Genomic DNA, 20,791 nt, shown 5'->3' with positions numbered 1-20,791 from the left:
TATGAAAAAAATTGCGGTGTTAGGTTGTTTTAGAAGCGGCACAAACTTTTCTAAATCGATTTTAGAGTCTAATTTTGATTGCGAGGTTCGCAACAATTTACTGGGTTGGAAACATGGATTTCTTCCTATCATTTCGAATGACTCCTCAGTGACTTATGAGGTGTCATATGACGCAGCTTATTTTGTCACTAAAAATCCTTTTTCATTCTTAGTTTCGCTACATAAATATTTTGTAAGTGCACGTTTAAATATTAAAGCTGAACGAGACTTTGGCGATTTTGTTAAGAGCAGAATTATTATTTTTGATGGTAGTAACCCGGATTCTGTTCAGTTAAGGTTTGCATCGCCTGTTGAGCTATGGAATGCCATGAATTGGAACTATCAGTCTAGTAAAGACCTCATTCATGTCCGTTATGAGATGTTACTTAAACACCCTAAAGCAACAGCGAGTAAACTTGCAAATAAATTGGGGGTTTCAGCTAAAGAACAGGCTTTTGTTGTGCCGAAGAATGAAGTAAAAAGAATGAACGATAAGCAACAATATACTAGCCTAAAAGACATGGAAACAAACAAAAAGTTTAAATCGAGTACTTATCTGGATAATACTTACATGGACAGTTTTGATGCTGAACTTATCTCATTTGTCATGGCTAATTTAGATGCTGAGCTGGTAGACAGTTTAGGCTACACAGATATGCTTAATGAATTATTAAGCCATCGTTCGGTTATTGGCTGATTGTCAGAACTGAAGCTGTTTTTTTAGTGGTGTTTAAATGACTGTTAACATTTTTATTCATATTGGTCCTCCAAAAACGGGCACTTCAGCTATTCAATATTGCTTGCAAAACGATCGTGCAAGACTGGCTGAAAATGGCATTTTTTACCCTAAGCATACTACTGATGTTAACGGGGTAAGCTCAGGAAATCTAAATGCAATTTATGACAAAGTCGATAACGAAAGAACACTAAACCCTGACAAAGTATTAAGGCTCATTAGTCAATGTGAAGCGCTTAACATGCATACGCTTGTATTGAGTTCTGAATTTTTCTTCGAGCGGTTAAATGATATTTTCAACTTATTGCCAAATGCACGTTTTATCGCCTATGTTCGCAATCCTTTAGAAAGTTTTGAGTCTCTATATAATCAATCGGTTAAGCGGCATGGCAATACAAAGCTCATTAACGTTAGGCCGACGTTACCTCGCTTTTATTTAGTTAAATTGGAGCAGTTGATTGAGCAGCTTCCTGCCGATCAATTTATTTTGCGAGCATATGGTTCCTCTGGCTTTGAAGGTGGAACCATTATTACTGATTTTTATGATATTTTGGGGCTGACTCCGCCAGTCAATATTAGTAATAAGATTAATCCTTCTTATTCTTTTGAGGCTCTAGAGTTTAAACGGTGGATCAATTTATTTTGCTCTACAGGTGCAGCTTCGAGAGCGGATAAAATATTACAAGCTTACGTTTCAACTCAACAACAGTTTTCATTATTAGATGCCGCTACATTTGAACGTTACAAACTGCAAGCTCATGAATTTTTGGCGCAATTTTGTAAAAGTCATGATGTTAATAAGGCTGACAGCTTACTTGATGATGCTTTAACGTGTTCGCCTCAACCTTATTGTGAGCAAAAATTGACCTTGGAGCAATTTGTCACTGTTGCAGATTATATAAATGAAAAGGATGCTGTTTTATATAAAGAATTATGTCGTTCACTTTACTTAGTTTCTTACCTGCCATGTTTTAAAAGTGATTTTGGCCAATATCTTTTAAAAGATTACCAGTTAAGTGAGGTATCTAAACAAAATATGTTTAAACAATTTATTGGTTATATACGACAAAAGTTAGGCAAGCAATCTCAGTCAACGCTTACGGTCAATGAACATGCTGATGTAGGGCGATTGAGAAATCAATTATCCATTTCTGATGATTTTAGCGATGCGGACTTACTGCGTGAGGTTGCCATTTTTGCCGAAACCAATCGTGATTTCGGACTTGCGTACGCTTTAATGACGCGAGCACAAGAGTTAAGACCATCTGGTTCGTTGATTAGAGCAAAGATAAAGTATTATGAAAATAAAATTGATAACTTGAAGCAATCAGACTGATTAATTTACTGTTATTAAAATAAGGATATTGTAGTTGCAAACAGTTAGAAAGCTTGCGGTTAAATTAGTTAAGTCTGTTATCGCTATTACCCCAAACTCTTGGGTTGAATGGGTTAAACGCCATCCCAAGTTAGTCGCCGCGTATAGCCGTAACTTACATAAAAGTGGTCTGCTGTATCAACTACAAACCATTGAAGAGCTAACACGCTCTTATGATGCCTACCAAGCTTACCAACGCACTTATATCAACTCTTTGTTAGCCGTTACAGCCAAGCAAGATGCTAACGCATCAAACCTGTCAAAAACCGCTACCTTACCCGCCTTAAACTTACTCGTTTGTATACCTGAATACGATCCTGAATTAATCCAGCATACTCTAGACAGTATTGCTGAGCAGTCGAGTGCTTTTTCTGCAATAATTTTTTTATGCCATGTGGAGCATGAAAAAAGCGTGAATGCATTGTTAGCGTCGCAATTAGATAGCCCATTTATTGTGGTGTCAGATGCTACTGCTATTGATTTACCCGTACTCGAGCAAGCCTGCTTTGTGATGTACGCAGGCGATAAGCTTGTCAAAGATGTTCGTCTGCTAATACCTGAGGTTGTAGATGCAAATACTCAGGTGGCTTATGTTGACACCGACCGTTATAACTCGCTCGGTGAAGCATGTTTTCCTGATTTCAAACCCGATTGGAACCCTGATTTACAGTTAACCACTGGGTATATTCATTCTGGGATATGGGTAGACTCATTAAGTCGCCTATTTAAGGCTTGGGGCGAGGTGTTTAGCGGAAAATCTCATGAGATATCTTATTTCGATGTGAGTGTTTTTTTATGCTATAGCTATTTTTATTCTGCCGATAAACATATTCAGCATATCCCATTGGTGTTGTTATCACGTCCTGACGATACACCGTGTTTTAGCCAAGCCGCCGCTTTGGTTACTGATTTATACCAACCGTTTGCCGATTTATTACCTGCAACAAACCCTGCTTTACGCTTACGTTGGCATGCTGACGATTCACCTCTTGTGTCTATTATTATTCCTACTCGTAATGGTTTGGCTTTAGTTAAAGCGTGTATTGAGTCGATATTAAATAAAACCACCTACGCGAATTATGAAATTTTGTTGATAAACAATAGCTCTGATGATGCTGAGTGTTTACAATATTTCGCTGAGCTTGATTTACACCCTAAAATTAGGGTGATTAATTATGACAAAGTGTTCAATTATTCAGCCATTAACAACTTTGCTGCTAAGCACGCAAAAGGTGATATTTTAGCCTTGGTGAATAATGATATAGAAGTGATTTCTGCTGATTGGTTACGCGACATGTTGTGCCAAGTATTACGACCAGATATTGGCTGTGTAGGCGCTAAGTTGCTTTTTTCTGATGATCGCATTCAACATGCTGGCGTGGTGATGGGCTATGGTGGTGGTGCAGGGCATGCGCATAAATATTTCCCTGCGGATCATAATGGTTATATGAATCGTCTAGTGGCAAGCCACAATTACAGTGCGGTCACTGCGGCTTGTTTATTGGTTAAAACCGCTGATTTTTGGGCTGTTGATGGCTTAAATGAACAAGATTTGTCTATTGCCTTCAATGATGTTGACCTATGCTTAAAGGTGATGTCATTAGGGCGACGTAATTTATACTGTGCAGAGGCTGTTTTGTATCATCATGAGTCTGTTTCTCGTGGCCATGAAGATACCCCAGAGAAAGTATTACGTTTTAAAAATGAGTTAACGTATTTACAGACACACTGGCAACAGGTGATAGCAGCTGACCCTGCTTATAATCCTAACTTGACCCTGAGACGTGAGAACTTTGCGATTAAAGACTTTAGCGATGAATACGCTAAGGTTGAAGTAAAGTCGAAATAACACTAATGATGTGAGTTAGTGTGAGAAATTTGTTACTATTACTCGATTAGCTTGTCTATTGATGACTAGTTTTTTTTGGTTGTTTTTTTAATACCGAGACATCATGAGTTTAAACCTAGCGTCAAAAAGTCAGTTTATTCTGCAATCATCTTCACCATTACCATCCACTGTTTCTAGTGTTTGCGGCATGTCTGTTTACATGAATGATCGCTTAGAGTGGGTCACACAGGCTGTAGACAGTGTGTTGAATCAAACCCTATCCCCGTCTCTTTTTGTGGTCGTTCTAGATGGCAACGTGAGTGAAGAAATCTCACTTTATTTATCTAAAAAAGAAAAACAACACCCTAATATGATTTTGGTACACGGTTTAGTTAACCGTGGTTTAAGTGTATGCATGAATTATATCATTGAGATGACACTGCCATTAAAACCTAAGTATTTTTTTAGAATGGATGCTGATGACATTTGTGTTCCTCATCGATTTGAAAAGCAGATAACCTTGTTGGAAAAGCATCCCGATGTTGATATTTTAGGTTCAGCTTTATGGGAGATTGATGAGACTGGAAATCGTGTCGGTATTCGCCGATTGCCCTTAACTCACTCTAAATTATTAAAGTCATTTAGCCGTCGCTGTCCGATAAACCACCCTACAGTCGCTATTCGTTTTTCTGTGTTTGAACGTGGTCATCGCTACATGGCGGAAATGCTCAATACCCAAGATTACTTTTTGTGGATAGCACTAGCCAAAGATGGTTGTAAGTTTGCTAATGTGCGTGAACCTTTGCTCCATTTTAGGCGCATTAATGGTTTTTATAAGCGCCGAGGCCGCGGAAAATCTGTTAATGAGTTTAAAGCGCGTTTACTGGCTATGGAGTCTTTATCACAGCGGTCATTGCAGAATTATTGTTATGCATTAATGGTGTTAACGCTGCGTATGATGCCTGCTTGGGGGATAAAGTTTGCGTATAAGTGCGATCGTTTTTTACTTAATTTAAAGAGACATCATTAGCCATGATCGGCGCCATTCTTGTTGTTTACAATCCAGACTTAGCGTTAACAGAGCGTTTGTTAACCCGTCTGTATGGGCAAACCGAAGAGGTTATTATTATTGATAATAGCCCGAAACCGCATAATTTTAAAAAAGTGATTGAACATTACACTTATCTGCATTTTCCTGAAAACATCGGTATTGCAGCAGCGCATAATGCCGGAATTGTTCATTTACTTAAGCTTGGTTGTGAGTACGCGATATTGCTTGATCAAGACAGTTTGATACCGAGTGATATGGTGTTTAATCTAAGTAGTTTGCTTAAAGCTTCTAAAGCGATGAAACAAGAGATTGTGGCCATTGGCCCAAGGATTCACTGCTCTTTTTCTGATAAAAGTGTGCGCTCTTTAGTGCAGCGTGAAGTGTTTGATTATGAACAATTGGTTGGCGTTACCCAGATTATCGCTTCTGGAATGATGATTGATTTAAGCGCAATTGATGAAGTGGGTTTAAAAGACGAGTCATTGTTTATTGATGGCGTTGATCACGAATGGTGTTGGCGAGCCCGAAGTATGAACTTGTCGATAGCACGTGCTAAGCAGGTTGAAATGATTCACCGTTTAGGTGACTCAAGGAGTAAGTTTATTGGGGTAACCTATAAGGTAGGCGCACCAATAAGACTTTATTATCAATTTAGAAATATTTTGTTGTTGAGTCGTCGCCCTTATGTGCCGACATATTGGAAAGTACGTTGTTTGTTTTTTATGCCGATTAGGTTCTTTTTAAATAGCGTAATGCAAACCAATAAGCGTAAACGTTTTACGTACATGGTTAGAGGGATTTGGGACGGAATTTTAGGCCGCTCAGGTGCATATAACAAACATTGGCATCATTGATACGTTTTTGGACTAATTAAGTTGAAAATGATGTCTTTGGTGCATTAGTTTTTCTGTTTTTATCAGGAAAAACTCCTGCGTATATGGTAGATTATCGCCATAAATGCGTTAAAAATGAGATTTACGTCAGTTATTCGTTTTGTATAAATACGATTTGAACCTGCATATATGCTTGTTCAACATGGATATTGATTAATTTAGGATTTGAATAAACACATGAATGAAGAAAGATTGACCCATTTAAAAGCACTAGAAGCCGAATCTATTCATATTATGCGAGAGGTCGCTGCAGAATTTGATAATCCAGTGATGCTGTATTCAGTGGGTAAGGATTCTTCAGTGTTGTTGCACCTTGCGCGTAAAGCTTTTTACCCTGGTAAAATTCCGTTTCCGTTGATGCATGTGGATACAAACTGGAAGTTTAAAGAAATGATCCAGTTTAGAGATCAAATGGCTAAAAAGTATGGCTTTGATTTGATTGTGCATAAAAATCCACGTGGTTTAGAGATGGGCATTAGCCCATTTGTACACGGCAGTGCTAAGCATACTGACATCATGAAGACTGAAGGTTTAAAGCAAGCACTGGATATGCATGGTTTTGATGCTGCATTTGGTGGTGCTCGTCGTGATGAAGAGAAGTCTCGTGCTAAAGAGCGTGTATATTCATTCCGTGATAGCAAGCATCGTTGGGACCCTAAAAATCAACGCCCAGAATTATGGAACATCTATAACGGTAAAGTTGATAAGGGTGAGAGTATTCGTGTGTTCCCATTATCAAACTGGACTGAGTTGGATATTTGGCAATATATCTACCTAGAAGGGATTGAGATTCCTGAGTTATATTTTGCTAAAGAGCGTCCTGTTGTTGAGCGTGATGGTACATTAATCATGGTTGATGATGAGCGTATGGAGCTTAACGAAGGCGAAGTTGCTGAAAATAAAATGGTTCGCTTTAGAACATTAGGTTGCTACCCATTAACAGGTGCTGTTGAATCTGTTGCGCAAACCTTGCCAGAAATTATTCAAGAAATGTTGTTGTGTACGACATCTGAGCGTCAAGGTCGCGTCATCGATAATGACTCTGCTGGCTCAATGGAAAAGAAAAAAATGGAAGGTTACTTCTAATTTTTATTGGCGTAATTTTTATTGTTTGTTGCTTACGTCAGCAAACAAAACATTTTTATGACCCAGTAAAAACTGGGAGTATGCAAGATTAAGGATATACAGATGTCTACAAGTACAGCTCTAATTGCTTCGGATATTGAAGCTTATTTAAAAGTTCATGAAAACAAAGATATGCTGCGCATTTTAACCTGCGGCAGTGTTGATGATGGTAAATCTACCTTGATTGGTCGCTTGTTGTTTGACAGCAAAATGATTTTTGAAGATCAGATGGCTGCAATTGAGAAAGACTCTAAACGCTTTAATACAACAGACGAAGCCTTTGACTTAGCTTTATTGGTTGATGGCTTACAGTCTGAGCGTGAGCAAGGTATTACTATTGACGTAGCGTATCGTTACTTTGCCACTGAGCAACGTAAATTTATTATTGCTGATACTCCAGGCCATGAGCAATATACTCGTAACATGGCTACAGGTGCTTCAACTTGTGATTTAGCGATTATTTTGATTGACGCTCGCCATGGCGTACAGGTTCAAACCCGTCGTCATAGTTACATTTGTTCTTTATTGGGCATTAAGCATGTTGTTGTCGCAATCAATAAAATGGATGCGGTAGATTACGAACAGTCGGTATATCAAAACATTAAAAAAGATTACCGCGAGTTTGCTGAAGATTTGTCTTTTGAAGATGTCCGTTTTGTACCGATTTCTGCTCTACGTGGTGATAATGTTGTTAATGAGAGCGAAAAGATGCCTTGGTATCCTGGCTCTACATTAATGAAACTATTAAACACCGTATCTGTTACCCGTGCTAAAAGCGATGCATTTAGACTACAGGTGCAATACGTAAACCGTCCAAACCTAGATTTTCGTGGCTTTTGCGGCACGATTGGTGCTGGTGATATTCGTGTGGGCGATACGGTTGCTTCATTACCGTCAGGCAAAGAAAGCAAAGTTAAATCGATTGTCACTTTCGATGGCGATATCGAAAAAGCCAGCGCAGGTATGGCCATTACTCTGACATTAGAAGATGAAATTGATGTGAGCCGCGGTGACATGCTGGTGCGTCCTCATCAAAAGCCACATTCTTCTAGTCATTTTGAAGCCGACGTTGTGTGGATGACCGAAGAGGCACTACACGTTGACCGTGAATATGCGATTAAAGTGGGTAGCAAATCAGTATTTGGCCATGTTGAAACGGTTAATTATAAAGTTGATGTGAATACACTTGAGCAGCAAGAAGCCTCACAGCTTAACTTAAACGAAATTGGTAATTGCCATTTTGCGCTTACCGCTGCAGTGCAGTTTGATGAGTATGATGTGAATCGCAATACTGGCGCATTTATTATTATTGATCGCTTAACCAATGTTACAGTGGGTGCGGGCATGATACGTAAGCCATTAGATGCTAAGTCTAGCAAGTCTGATAGCCAATATTCTGCTTTTGAAGTTGAATTTAATGCGCTGGTACGTAAGCATTATCCTCACTGGGATGCCAAAGTTATTCGTTAATTAACGAGTGTTTTGTCGCCAAAATATCGGGCTGTAAGGAAACTTACAGCCTGTTTTTTACGAGTTAATTTTTTAGCTATGGATGGTGATATATTTCATGTCATTAGATGCTTATCTAACATTACTGATTTTTGCATTAACCGTTATCGGGTTAATTGTATTGCAAAGTCGTCCTGTTGCTGTATTTGGCGGTACACTGATTGCGTTAATCGGCTGTAATTTGGTGACAAAAACGCAATTGTTGACCAGTATTGCAAACCCTGGGCTGGTGACGTTAATCTTGTTGGTGTTGTGCTCCCTAGCGTTAGAAAAAACCCGCTTACTCCGTATCATTGCCTCGAAAATTATTGTCAATAATTACCATTCAACTTGGTTGAGGTTGTTTGGTATCACTACACTGTTTTCGTCTATTTTGAATAACACGGCTGTTGTAGCAACGTTATTATCTCCGATTAGAAATAACCCCCATCACTTTGCGAGCAGGTTATTACTTCCCTTATCTTACGCTTCTATCCTTGGTGGCACATTGACATTAATTGGTACCTCGACCAATTTAATCGTTAACTCTATGTATATTGAGGCTTCTGGGCGTTCGTTATCTTTTTTCTCTTTTACTGCTGTTGGTGCTGTTTTAGTGCTCACATGCGGTGTTGTGATGTTTTTTTGCACTCGATTTCTGCCTGATATCGCCCAAGAAAAAGCGAGTTCAGCAGGGTATTTTATTGATGCCAAAGTACTTGAGGGGTCAGAGTTAGTTGGTCGCTCCGTTGAAGTAAATGGTTTAAGGCATTTAGAATCATTATTTTTAGTTGAAGTTGTGCGCCAGGGGCGCTTAATTAGCCCTGTTGCGCCAACAGAAGTGATTCAAGTAAATGATCGACTTATTTTTTGTGGTGAAGTGACTAAGCTTTTACAACTTGGGCAATTTTCTGGTTTAGAAATTTTTGCTGAAAAAAATGGCTCGTTAGACAGTAACTTGACTGAAGTCGTGGTTAGACAAGAAAGTATTATTACAGGACAAACCTTAAAAAATATTGGCTTTAGGGCATTGTTTGATGCCGCAGTCGTTGCGATACGTCGCGATGGTGAGCAGGTGTCAGGTAAGTTAGGTGAAGTGATTATTCGCGCAGGTGACTTTTTGGTATTAGCGGTTGGTGAAGACTACCGTACCCGGACCAATATCAGCAAAAACTTTCTTGTGTTATCTGGCGTAGAGCCTGAAAGCCGAATTAATGGTTGGCGAGCCTGGTTATCGATAGGTGGCTTTATTTCTATCATAGGTTTAGCTGCTATCGGTGCTGTAGATTTATTAGAAGGATTGGTGTTATTACTTGGAAGCTTATTGTTTACTAAATGCTTAACCGCCAATGAATTACTACGACGTTTTCCTATTGATATATGGTTAGTGGTTTCATCGGCTATTTTGTTGTCCAATGCATTAGTTAACTCTGGTGTTGTAGAGCTATTGGGTGAGGGAATTAAGCAATTTAATGACCTTAGTTACGTGTTTATGGCGCTTGTTTTAGTCTATGTCGTCACCTGGCTGATGACTGAACTTGTTACCAATAATGCCGCAGCAGCGTTAATGTTCCCTATTGGTTATAGTGTGGCATTAGGTTTTGGTGTAGATGTTTTGCCCTTTGTGATGACAGTTGCCTTTGCTGCAAGTGGCAGTTTTATTAGCCCCTATGGTTATCAAACTAACTTAATGGTGTTTAACGCAGGTAATTATCGTTTAGCTGATTTTGTTAAAGTTGGTTTACCTGTCAGTCTTGTTTATGGGGCGGTGGTGTTGTTTATGGTACCCATCGTATTTCCGTTTTAATGTTTAAGAAAGTACTAAAGTTATGACAGTACTAAAGGATTTTAAATGTCAGATGTGCCTTATAAAAATGTAGATGTAGCGGGTGATAAATCATCCGATGTTGTTTGGCATCAAGCCAGTGTCACTACCGAGCAACGAGTCAGTGCTAATGGTCATAAACCAGTGGTACTTTGGTATACCGGATTAAGTGGTTCAGGCAAATCTACCGTGGCGAATGCGGTTGATAAAATGTTGTTTGATTTAGGCTGTAAAACCTATGTACTGGATGGTGATAATGTTCGTCATGGGTTAAATGGTGATTTGAGCTTTACTGATAATGACCGAGTAGAAAATATCCGCCGTATAGGTGAAGTCTCTAAATTGTTTGTTGATGCCGGTCTTATTGTCTCGACTGCATTTATTTCCCCTTTTTTAGCCGACAGGCAAATGGTGAGAGATTTATTACCTGAGGGAGCATTTGTTGAAGTCTTTATTGATACTCCTATCGATGTTTGCGAAAGCAGAGATCCTAAAGGACTTTATAAGAAGGCGCGTGCTGGCGAGATAAAAAACTTTACTGGTATCGATTCTACTTATGATGCTCCGGTGTCACCTGAAGTGCATGTGCAAACTGCATTGGGCTCTATTGAGAGCTGTGCATCACAGGTTGTAGAGTATCTTATTAAAAAAGGTTTTATCGCCCGCTAACTTAGCGATATATGTACTTGTTATTTAGGTTTTTATTATGAATTACGATGTGTTTAATGGTGATGCAGATGGCATTATTTCGCTCTTACAACTCCGTTTAGCTCAGCCCGCTAACAATAAACTCATTACTGGGGTTAAGCGCGATATCGAACTTTTGAAAACAGTACCAGTGAATGATACCGATGAAGTGGTGGTATTGGATATTTCAATGGAGAAGAACATTAACGCACTAGTTGAGTTGCTGGATTCTGGCGTAAAGGTTTTTTATGCTGATCATCATCGTAGTGGTGATATCCCTAATGCAGCTAACCTTAATGCGCTAATTGATTTAGACCCTAATGTTTGTACAGGCTTACTGGTTGATAAATGGCTTGAGGGTCAGTTTCATTTGTGGGCGATAACGGCAGCTTATGGTGATAACTTATTTGCCAAAGCTGACTTACTCAGTAAAGAGGCTGGGTTGGCTGAAGAGCAATCTGAACAGTTAAAGCAACTGGGCATTTTGATCAATTATAATGGCTATGGATCAAGTGTGGAAGATTTACACTTTCATCCTGCAGAGTTGTTTAAATTACTACTAAATTATCCTTCCCCTTTTGATTTGTTTGCTGACAAGAGTTCTCCATATTGGGTGTTGCATGATGCTTACGAAGCCGATATGGCTAATGCATTAGCGATTGCACCTCGTTACAAAGGTGAGCAGTTTGCCTTGTTTGAATTACCAGACTTGCCTTGGGCAAGGCGTGTTAGCGGTGTGTACGGTAACCATTTAGCTAACCAAACACCTGGTCTAGCTAATGGTGTGTTAACATTAAATGCTGACAATACATATACTGTTTCTTTAAGGGCACCATTAAATAATAAGCAAGGTGCGGGCGATATTTGCAGCCAATTTGCAACAGGCGGTGGACGAGCTGCTGCTGCTGGGATTAATGCATTAGCAAAGGATGATGTTAATCAGTTTATATCGGTCACTGAGCGTTATTATTCTGGGCAAATAACTTAGATGTTGAATCATTTTATTGACGATATAGCGCATAGCGTAACCAAACATTTAGCTGTTGATGGTAAGTTTAATTCAACAGATGATGCATTTGATTATTGCTGTGAGCTATTGATGTGTGCAGAAGATTACCAATTCCCGGTGTTAAACCCGAATATCTCACGTAGAGAGTTTTTAGGGTGGAGCGTCTATTGGGATGTTGAAGTGTTACCGCACTCTATTTCTATATCTCTCATTGATGCTAAGACCGGTGACATCATTAGTCGCTCATATCGTTTATAAGCGCTGATGAAACAGTTTTTAAGTGAGTTTGTATGAAGTTTTTAGTCACCGGAGCTGCGGGTTTTATTGGTTCTGGAGTATGCAAAGCCCTATGTTTAGCTGGGCATGATGTTGTTGGTGTTGATAACCTTAATGAATATTATGATGTTGGCTTAAAGCATGCCAGATTGGCTAATATTGGTCATGATTTATCATTTTCATTTGTCACACTCGATTTATCAGATAGCGTTAAACTCAATGGATTATTTTCAGCCCACGGATTTGATCGTGTTATCCACCTAGCTGCACAAGCAGGGGTAAGGTATTCACATGAACAACCTATGGTGTTTGCGGAAAGTAATTTAGTGGGTCATTTAGCCATATTAGAGGCTTGCCGTCATCATAAAATAGAACACCTTGTTTATGCTTCATCGAGTTCGGTTTATGGGCTAAATGATAATATTCCCTTTACCACACAACAAAATGTAGACCATCCGATTTCACTTTATGCTGCAACAAAAAAAGCTAACGAACTCATGAGTCATAGCTATTCTCATTTATATGGTTTGCCAACAACGGGATTACGGTTTTTTACTGTGTATGGCCCATGGGGGCGCCCAGATATGGCTTTATTTAAGTTTACTAAAGCGATTTTTAACGGTGAACCTATTGATATCTTTAATTACGGTGATTTAAGTAGAGATTTTACTTTTATAGATGATATTGTTGAAGGCGTTATTCGCGTACAAGATAAAATACCTCAAGCAAATGATAGCTGGAGTATGAGTGATGATTCTTTGTCTCAAAGCAATGCTCCTTACCGAATTTATAACCTTGGTAATGGAAAACCGGTAAAGTTATTGGATTTTGTTGAGGCACTTGAGGATGTTATTGGCATTAAAGCGGTTAAAAATATGTTGCCATTACAGTCTGGCGATGTTCATGCCACTTGGGCAGACTCAAGTGAGTTATTTGATTTAATTGATTATAGGCCTTCAACAGATATTCGAGAGGGAATAGTAAAATTTGTGAGTTGGTATAAAGAGTATTATAACATTTAAAAGGAGTTGAGATGAAAGTTGTTATCCCTGTTGCGGGTTTAGGTACACGCATGTTGCCTGCGACTAAGGCAATCCCGAAAGAGATGTTACCAATTGTTGATAAACCATTGATTCAATACATTGTGAATGAATGTGTTGCTGCTGGTGTAAAACAGATTGTATTAGTTACTCATGCCAGTAAAAATGCCATTGAAAACCATTTCGATAAGTCTTATGAACTCGAGTCAACGTTAGAAAAACGTGTAAAACGCCAGTTGCTTGAAGAAGTTCAGGCCATTTGCCCGAAAGATGTAACTATCATGCATGTGCGTCAAGGTGAAGCAAAAGGCTTAGGGCATGCTGTATTATGCGCATATCCTTGTATTGGCAATAACCCTTTTGCAGTAGTGTTACCTGACGTGATTTTAGATGAGTACACTGCCGATCAAAAAAATGAAAACTTAGCGTCTATGATTGCTCGTTATAAAGCGACTTTTGCAAGTCAAATCATGGTTGCTCCAGTCCCCGACGATCAAGTTAATAAATACGGTATTGCTGATTGTAATGGCGTGGAGATTGCGCCTGGTGATTCAGCTAAAATCAGTGCCATGGTTGAAAAGCCTGCCGTAGGCGAAGCCCCATCAAACTTAGCGGTTGTGGGTCGTTATGTGTTATCAGAAAAGATTTGGCGATTATTAGCCAAAACACCAGCTGGTGCAGGGGATGAGATTCAATTAACCGATGCGATTGATATGCTCATTGAGCAAGATACTGTTGAGGCGTTTAATATGACCGGTAAGTCGCATGATTGCGGCGATAAAGTGGGTTATATGGCTGCTTTTGTCGAGTATGGCTTGCGTGACCCTAAGTTAGGCAAAGAGTTTAAAGAACGTATTAAGAGCATGTTTTAACTTTACTGCTTAGTTGTTCTTCTAAAAAGCCAATTTACTTTGTAAGTTGGCTTTTTTATTTGGTTTTTCCATCATTTTCACACGGCTTGATTATTTAACCTGAACTCGGGTTATTTAATCATTTGGTGCAAAGTTTGGGCTCCTTAAGTTCAATGTCAATTCACCAACAAGTTTAGTGACTAAACTTTGAACTCCATGTTGTTTTTAATACACTTTTACGTGACGCAGCTAACAATTCGATAAATTATTATCAAATTGAACGCACGATACAAAAAATATTTATACAATCTTTTAAAGTATGATTGCCTATATAAGTTGTTGTCTGTATAAATAATGATACTAAGTTATTGCGATAACTAATTTGAATATCGTAGAACAGAAGATTGCATGGGCAAGTCTAATCATCACATCATAGACGAGCCTTACATAAAAGGTTTTGGCCTACAGTAACGTCAAGATCTTTGGAAAGGCTCAGTTTGAGTGATGATTTGTTGTAACAGGTTTTTGCCTGACAAGTCATAGGGAAAGCAGTTAGAAATGAATGGAATCATGATGACGCTCTCGAGCGCCGAAAAAGATCTACTTGGTCGCACTTTCCAATGGAAGTGGAATATTGATGAAAAACTCTTTTATAGCGAACCGCTGTTAAAGATCATTTTTGGCCCAGAAAATTCAGGTTCAGTGAGATTCAGGTTACTGGTCGATTTATTAGACGCAAACCAGGCAACGTATTTCAAAAAAAATATTGAAACCAGCATATCTTCTCAAGATGTAGTCACAAGCCATTTAGTCTTTACCATCGCTAACGTTAGGTACCTTGTTGAAGTCACCATTTATTCGAGCAATTTAAAGCTTGTTGCGGGGAGTATGCTGTTTAAGCGCTTATTACCCTCTAAACAAAAAGAGGCTTCGATTTTAAAGAAGCTTTTTTATCAATCTTCACGATTACTGTTTGTTTGTGATGATAACAACCAAATATTGATGATTAATCAAATGCTCGTTGAGTACCTTGGTTATGAAGAATACGAGGTTGTTGGTCAAAAAATTAGCGCTTTTATTCATGATAAAAACAATGTTTTTCAGGAGTACTTTTTCAATTGTGAAGCCAATGGCACCTGGGATGGAGAGCTATTTTTTCATCATAAAGATGGTTCTTTTGTGGCCTTTAAAGCCAATATATTGCATTACTCAGGATCTAATAAAAGTACGCAGTTAAATATTTTTCAGCTGAGTAAGCTTGATTTTATATTTTCAGATATCGTTGAATATTCTCAACAAAAGCCTAATTGGGATTGGAATAATAAAGTCGACTTTTTTGATGAATTAAACGACATGCGAGCGCTACGTAGTAATCAAGAAAGCTTGGTTGTTTTTGTGATTGACACTTATTTTCATTCATCAAAAAACTCTATCTCTCCTCGATGGTTACTTGGCCAATCTCTTCCTAAGCTTAAAGGTTTTCAGCATATCGTTAAATTAGGTTTGTTAAACGATGAGCAAATTTGTGGCGCGTTTATTTCTTCAAAATTGGTTAAGACGATTCACAGTGATTTGGCGGAAATTTTCGACTTATTGCTGGAAGAAAATCAGTTACAGTTAGAGCATAAAATTCGATGCAACATTGGCGTGTCGATTGATGGTGTTGATGCGCAAAGTAATGAGCAACTATTGTCTAATACACTACAGGCGCTAACCACATCTTCTGTTGGTTTTAGCTATGTTAATGAGCATAAGGTTAAGTATTTTAATCCCAAAATCAACATCATTAATAACCGTAAATTAAAGTTAGAATCGGCCTTAAAAAGTTGTTTGGAACATGAGCAGATTTATGTGGTTTACCAGCCGATTATTAATTTAAAAACATTAAAAATAGATAAGGTTGAAGCGCTGGCACGCTTTAATATCAACACGACGGTTCATCATAGTATCCAGGAGCTGATTGATCTGGCTGAGGAAAATGACTGGATTAATATCATTGATAAAAAAGTGCTGCTCACTGCAATAAGCGAGCTACCGGCTTTGGCTACTATGTTAGGCAATGAAAATTTAGGTTTATCCATTAATCGTTCAATGATTAACAGTTCTAAAAACCGCTTTACCCTGGATGATACGGTAACGTTAATTAACTCGACAGGTATTGACCCTAGACGGATCACCATTGAGTTAACTGAATCGGCTGTGTGTAACGATAACCAAAGCATTCTGGATGATATTAAACATATTACTGACAACGATATCGTGCTGGCTATTGATGATTTTGGCTCTGGTTATACTTCGTTTACGGACTTATCTGTACTGCCTCTTAATTTAATCAAAATCAATAAGTTCATCACTGATGACATCGTAAAAGATAAGCAAAAGCGCCTAATGGTGAAAATGTTTACTCAATTTATTCACTCAATGGGTGGCGAAATTGTGATTGAAGGGGTTGAAGGTAAGGAAGTTCTTAAGGCGTTAGTTGAGATGGGGGTTAATTATGTGCAAGGCTATATTTTTAGTAAGCCGCTTTCGTTAATGGAGCACAGCAATACCGTTAATGATATTAACGTCATCATAGACAAACTTCAGCTTAAGCTGCTTGTCAGCGACATGAAAAAAATACCGACGGTAACCGATTTTTTAATGCCTGCACCACCACATGTTGAGCCTGATGATAGGATCGAGATGTTCATTGATATGTTTGAAAGCAGCGATATGATCATGGTGCTGAGTAACACTAAATGTGTTGGGTATATTTCACAGAATGATGTCAATGCTGCGATTAGCCCCTATGTGAACACCAACGCTGAAACAAAACACGATAGATTAACAATGACCAAGCGGGCTCATCAAATCTCTATCCCGGTAGAGTACACTTGCTATACCGACTATTCTGTAGAGTCATTATTAAAGCATTTTTGCTTATATCCTCAATCAGTCATGGTAGTTACCGGTAAAACAGGAATATTTTTAGGGGCAATTACCATCGAGCAAGTGAAAGGGCATTTATTTAAGATGATCCAACAATGATTCATGGTTACCATTCATTGAGGTCAATATTCGATGTTGCGAAAGTGACTTCGGCATGTTGCGATGGTGAGCAGAGTTTACTGTGAACGCTGCTTTTTATCGCGCGAGGCGAACTACCATTAGGATAAATTCAGTTTACGTTGGTACGTTCTAAGGGTATTCGCTTAAGTTAATGGTTACCGCTGCTTCTGGTAAAGATGCCTGTTAAATCTGATAGCAGTAATACTAAGCTTGTAACATGACTTTTATCTGGTTTAGTTGTGATCTGTTCTGAGTGCTATTGTCTTTAGGCTACATCATTAAACCCAGATGCCACTCGATCGCCCAATGCGTTCAGCAGTTCTACTTCACCTTTAAATACCGCGACGATAATTTTATCTTCTTTGTATTCCATAGGAATAATCACTCGGCCGCTCACGCCTACTTCAAGATCGTATAACACTTCGGCTAAAGGCTTAATGGCAAGTTCTGCAGGGTAGTAAAGTACTGTGATTGTTTGTGTTGTCATAATGGTATCCATACAGTGTCTGAGGGCCCAGACAGTCCTAAATAGCGTTTAAATTGAGTGTTGTTATCATGGTTTAACGTCCTGAATATGGGAACGTTAACAGTACAGTATACGCAACGGATTAATTGAGCCGGATCATAGTCGTTTAGGCACATGCAGTAAAGCGCAATAGATCTTACATACGTCAATAGGGTTAATGTCCTTAAAAATAAAGAATTAATACGTTATCTGTCCTAGTATTGACACTATGCTATTTTACTTCATCGGGTCATTATCCGCTGACTCATCTGCTCATGAATCATTGGTAATAGCGTTATGGCTACATTATTGAGAACGAGCAAAATGCAACATTTACGCGGTGACGCTTCTGCAGTGATTAAAAGTGGATGAAAAATATTTATATTAAGGTATGGTTAATGTTATATTTTTACGCGAGTAAAATAAAAAGCTATTGAAACAAAAGGATTTATCTTGGCAGAATACTATTATTTTTTCAATTTAACGTGCGGTTAGGTAGTTACACAGATACGGTCACCATTTTTTGGAAACAGTTAGATGAAAATAAAGAATAAAGCCAATGTCATTTTATTGGTTGATGATGAACCAGCCAATATCAGGTTGCTCAATAATGCCGTTTCAGCTCTAGGCAAAACGTATTTTGCCAGCAATGGAGAAGAAGCCATCAAGATGGCTCATCAAGTTAAGCCTGATCTGATTTTACTTGATATTCAAATGCCTGGCATGAATGGTTATGAAGTGTGTGATGCAATAATGAAAGATAGCGGGTTGAAAGATGCCGCGATCATTTTCGTCACCGCTCATGGTGATACAGAGCATGAATTAAAAGCACTCCAATATGGTGGTGTCGATTTTCTGCAAAAACCACTCAATCCACTTATTATTGAAGCGAGAGCTAAAACTCACCTCGAACTGAAAAATAGGCAACATCAACTTAATCTTACCCGCGGCACACTGGACAATATTATTCATCATCTACCTGTGTTTGTGGCTTATTGGGATGACGAATTAAACAACGTATTTAGCAATGATATTAAAGGCAACTGGTTTGGGATCGCTGCTAAAGCCATGCTTGGTCAGCAACTTAAAGATGTGATTAATCAGAATAATATTCTCGATACAACAGCGATAAGTGTGTTATCAACGGCGATTGACCAAGTGATGTTAGGTAAAACCATGGGGTTTGATCTTACATTCAATGCATCTTCCAGTGAGGTTGTTTTCGTTTCTGTCTCTTTAGTGCCAACGCTATTGGAAGGCAAATTTAATGGCTTTGTAATGCTACTCAATGACATTACCCCAATGAAGGTATTACAGAATGACTTACATCAAGATAAAGAGTTACTAAAAGTCACACTTAACTCTATTGGTGACGCCGTTATCACCACGGATGTCAATGGTATTGTTAATTTTATGAACCCGATAGCGTCATCTTTAACCGGCTGGCGTGTTGAGGATGCGGTTGATAAACCCATTGAACAGATTATGCCATTAACTGATTCCAGTGGGCATTTTCCAATGGTTAACCCAATATATATCGCCATCAAAGAATGCCGAATAGTGGGCATGGCTTTTAATACGTTATTGCATACACGACAACAGAAAAAGCTTGAAGTAGAAGATTCTGCAGCCCCCATTTTAGACCAATACGGCCAAACGCAAGGGGCGATTATTGTTTTTCATGATGTGAGTGAAACCAGGGCAATGGCCTTGAAAATGTCTCATTTAGCAAATCATGACTCTCTGACCAACTTACCTAATCGAATGTTACTGCAAGATCGAGCTGAACGCGCTATCAATACAGCGGACAGAAACAATGAAAAAGTCGCTATGCTAATGATAGATATCGATAACTTTAAGAGTGTAAACGATTCAGTAGGGCATAAAGCGGGAGATATCTTACTAAAAAAAGTCGCTAACCGTTTACTTGATAACTCAAGAACTGTCGATACAGTGAGCCGTCAGGGAGGAGATGAGTTTATCATTTTACAGCCTGAAATTACTAAACTCGATCAAGTCGCGAGCTGTGCACAACGTATATTGGCGCTTTTTACCGAGCCTTTTTATGTCAATGAAAAACGTTTTGATTTGTCTTGTAGTATTGGCTTAGCTGTTTATCCCGATGACTCAATGAGCATTGATATGTTGCACAAACATTCAGACTTAGCCATGTACCGTGCTAAAGAGCTAGGTCGTGGGCGATGGCATTTTTATGCGGATGAAATAGGGTCAAGTGTTTTAGCAAGGCACAAGCTTGAGCAATACTTACGCCATGCAGTACAAGAGCAGCTTTTTGAGGTTTATTATCAAGCTAAAACTGATATCAGAAATAATAAGCTTGTTGGTATGGAAGCATTGTTAAGACTAAAGTCAGCCGATGGTCTGTTTATTTCGCCTGCTGAATTTATTCCACTTGCAGAAGAGTGTGGCCAGATAGTGCCCATAGGCAATTTTGTCATGCGAAAAGCATGTGAAGATGCTATTAGCTGGCAACAAATGGGCCTTAAACGCCGAGTGAGCATTAACATTTCGCCTATACAATTTGCCCAAGATGATTTTTATGACACGGTATATAAACTGGTTGAAGAGTTATCAATAGATACCGGTTTAATTGAATTTGAGATCACCGAAGGGGTTCTCGCGCGAGATATTGAGCGTACGCGAGATGTGCTTGAAGCGTTACAAAAGCTCGGGATAAAAATCTCAATAGATGACTTTGGCACGGGTTACTCGAGTTTGCTTTATCTCAAACGTTTTCCAATCGATATTCTCAAAATTGATAAAAGCTTTATTGATGACATGCTCAATGATGAAAGTGATGAAGCGATTGTTGACACGATTATCAGCCTGGCCAACTCGTTAAAAATGCAGTTAGTTGCAGAGGGCGTTGAAACCATCGAGCAAGTTAATGCACTGTCAGCTAAAGGGTGTTTTGTTATGCAGGGCTACTATTATTGTAAGCCTATGCCGTATCAGCAAATGTGTGATTATTTACAACAGAATGCTTAAGGT

16 protein-coding genes are annotated in these 20,791 nt (G+C 38.8%); 15 read left to right on the top strand and 1 reads right to left on the bottom strand.

The features are described from left to right. The first annotated feature begins 1 nt into the window (after nt 1). The 14 genes from IEY48_RS08025 (at nt 2) to IEY48_RS07960 (ending at nt 17,253) form a co-directional block, all read left to right on the top strand. Entirely contained in the window at nt 2-736 is a 735-nt protein-coding gene (locus IEY48_RS08025; RefSeq protein ID WP_188919083.1) for a sulfotransferase family protein, read from the top strand. A 37-nt stretch (nt 737-773) separates the two neighbouring features. Beyond that, nucleotides 774-2,111, top strand: a complete 1,338-nt coding sequence (locus tag IEY48_RS08020) for a hypothetical protein (protein ID WP_188919081.1) — start codon at nt 774-776, stop codon at nt 2,109-2,111. 34 nt (nt 2,112-2,145) lie between these two features. Next, entirely contained in the window at nt 2,146-3,999 is a 1,854-nt protein-coding gene (locus IEY48_RS08015; protein ID WP_188919079.1) for a glycosyltransferase family 2 protein, read from the top strand. Between the two features lie 103 nt (nt 4,000-4,102). After that, nucleotides 4,103-5,008: a glycosyltransferase gene (locus IEY48_RS08010; protein WP_229786365.1), complete on the top strand. Its 906-nt coding sequence runs from the start codon at nt 4,103-4,105 to the stop codon at nt 5,006-5,008. Between the two features lie 2 nt (nt 5,009-5,010). Next, nucleotides 5,011-5,883: a glycosyltransferase family 2 protein gene (locus IEY48_RS08005; protein WP_188919077.1), complete on the top strand. Its 873-nt coding sequence runs from the start codon at nt 5,011-5,013 to the stop codon at nt 5,881-5,883. Between the two features lie 216 nt (nt 5,884-6,099). Further along, nucleotides 6,100-7,008, top strand: a complete 909-nt coding sequence (gene cysD / locus IEY48_RS08000; RefSeq protein WP_188919074.1) for a sulfate adenylyltransferase subunit CysD — start codon at nt 6,100-6,102, stop codon at nt 7,006-7,008. 102 nt (nt 7,009-7,110) lie between these two features. Further along, complete coding sequence (gene cysN, locus IEY48_RS07995) at nt 7,111-8,517, top strand: sulfate adenylyltransferase subunit CysN (RefSeq protein WP_188919072.1); 1,407 nt, start codon at nt 7,111-7,113, stop codon at nt 8,515-8,517. A gap of 97 nt (nt 8,518-8,614) precedes the next feature. Further along, nucleotides 8,615-10,342 carry an SLC13 family permease gene (locus IEY48_RS07990; RefSeq protein WP_188919070.1) on the top strand — a complete coding sequence of 576 codons (1,728 nt, stop codon included), beginning with the start codon at nt 8,615-8,617 and terminating at the stop codon, nt 10,340-10,342. Nucleotides 10,343-10,387: 45 nt separating this feature from the next. Beyond that, nucleotides 10,388-11,029 carry an adenylyl-sulfate kinase gene (gene cysC / locus IEY48_RS07985; protein ID WP_188919069.1) on the top strand — a complete coding sequence of 214 codons (642 nt, stop codon included), beginning with the start codon at nt 10,388-10,390 and terminating at the stop codon, nt 11,027-11,029. Between the two features lie 37 nt (nt 11,030-11,066). Then, on the top strand, nt 11,067-12,035 hold the full coding sequence (locus IEY48_RS07980; protein WP_188919067.1) for a DHH family phosphoesterase: 969 nt from the start codon (nt 11,067-11,069) through the stop codon (nt 12,033-12,035). Then, on the top strand, nt 12,036-12,314 hold the full coding sequence (locus IEY48_RS07975; RefSeq protein ID WP_188919065.1) for a hypothetical protein: 279 nt from the start codon (nt 12,036-12,038) through the stop codon (nt 12,312-12,314). It abuts the gene before it with no gap. A gap of 32 nt (nt 12,315-12,346) precedes the next feature. Continuing rightward, on the top strand, nt 12,347-13,354 hold the full coding sequence (locus IEY48_RS07970) for an NAD-dependent epimerase (protein ID WP_188919063.1): 1,008 nt from the start codon (nt 12,347-12,349) through the stop codon (nt 13,352-13,354). 11 nt (nt 13,355-13,365) lie between these two features. After that, the gene (gene galU, locus IEY48_RS07965; RefSeq protein WP_188919061.1) at nt 13,366-14,244 is read left to right on the top strand and encodes a UTP--glucose-1-phosphate uridylyltransferase GalU; all 879 of its coding nucleotides are present in this window, start codon (nt 13,366-13,368) and stop codon (nt 14,242-14,244) included. A gap of 549 nt (nt 14,245-14,793) precedes the next feature. Next, on the top strand, nt 14,794-17,253 hold the full coding sequence (locus tag IEY48_RS07960; protein WP_188919058.1) for a sensor domain-containing phosphodiesterase: 2,460 nt from the start codon (nt 14,794-14,796) through the stop codon (nt 17,251-17,253). A 286-nt stretch (nt 17,254-17,539) separates the two neighbouring features. Here IEY48_RS07960 and IEY48_RS07955 read toward each other — a convergent pair whose 3' ends face one another. Further along, nucleotides 17,540-17,761 (bottom strand): DUF2375 family protein, encoded by a 222-nt coding sequence (locus IEY48_RS07955; protein WP_188919056.1) that lies wholly within the window; start codon nt 17,759-17,761, stop codon nt 17,540-17,542. A 555-nt stretch (nt 17,762-18,316) separates the two neighbouring features. Here IEY48_RS07955 and IEY48_RS07950 point away from each other — a divergent pair. Further along, complete coding sequence (locus IEY48_RS07950) at nt 18,317-20,788, top strand: two-component system response regulator (protein ID WP_188919053.1); 2,472 nt, start codon at nt 18,317-18,319, stop codon at nt 20,786-20,788. The last annotated feature ends 3 nt before the right edge of the window (nt 20,789-20,791 follow it).

Source organism: Shewanella saliphila, assembly GCF_014648295.1.
GTDB lineage: Bacteria > Pseudomonadota > Gammaproteobacteria > Enterobacterales > Shewanellaceae > Shewanella > Shewanella saliphila.
This window is presented reverse-complemented; position numbering and strand designations above follow the sequence as displayed.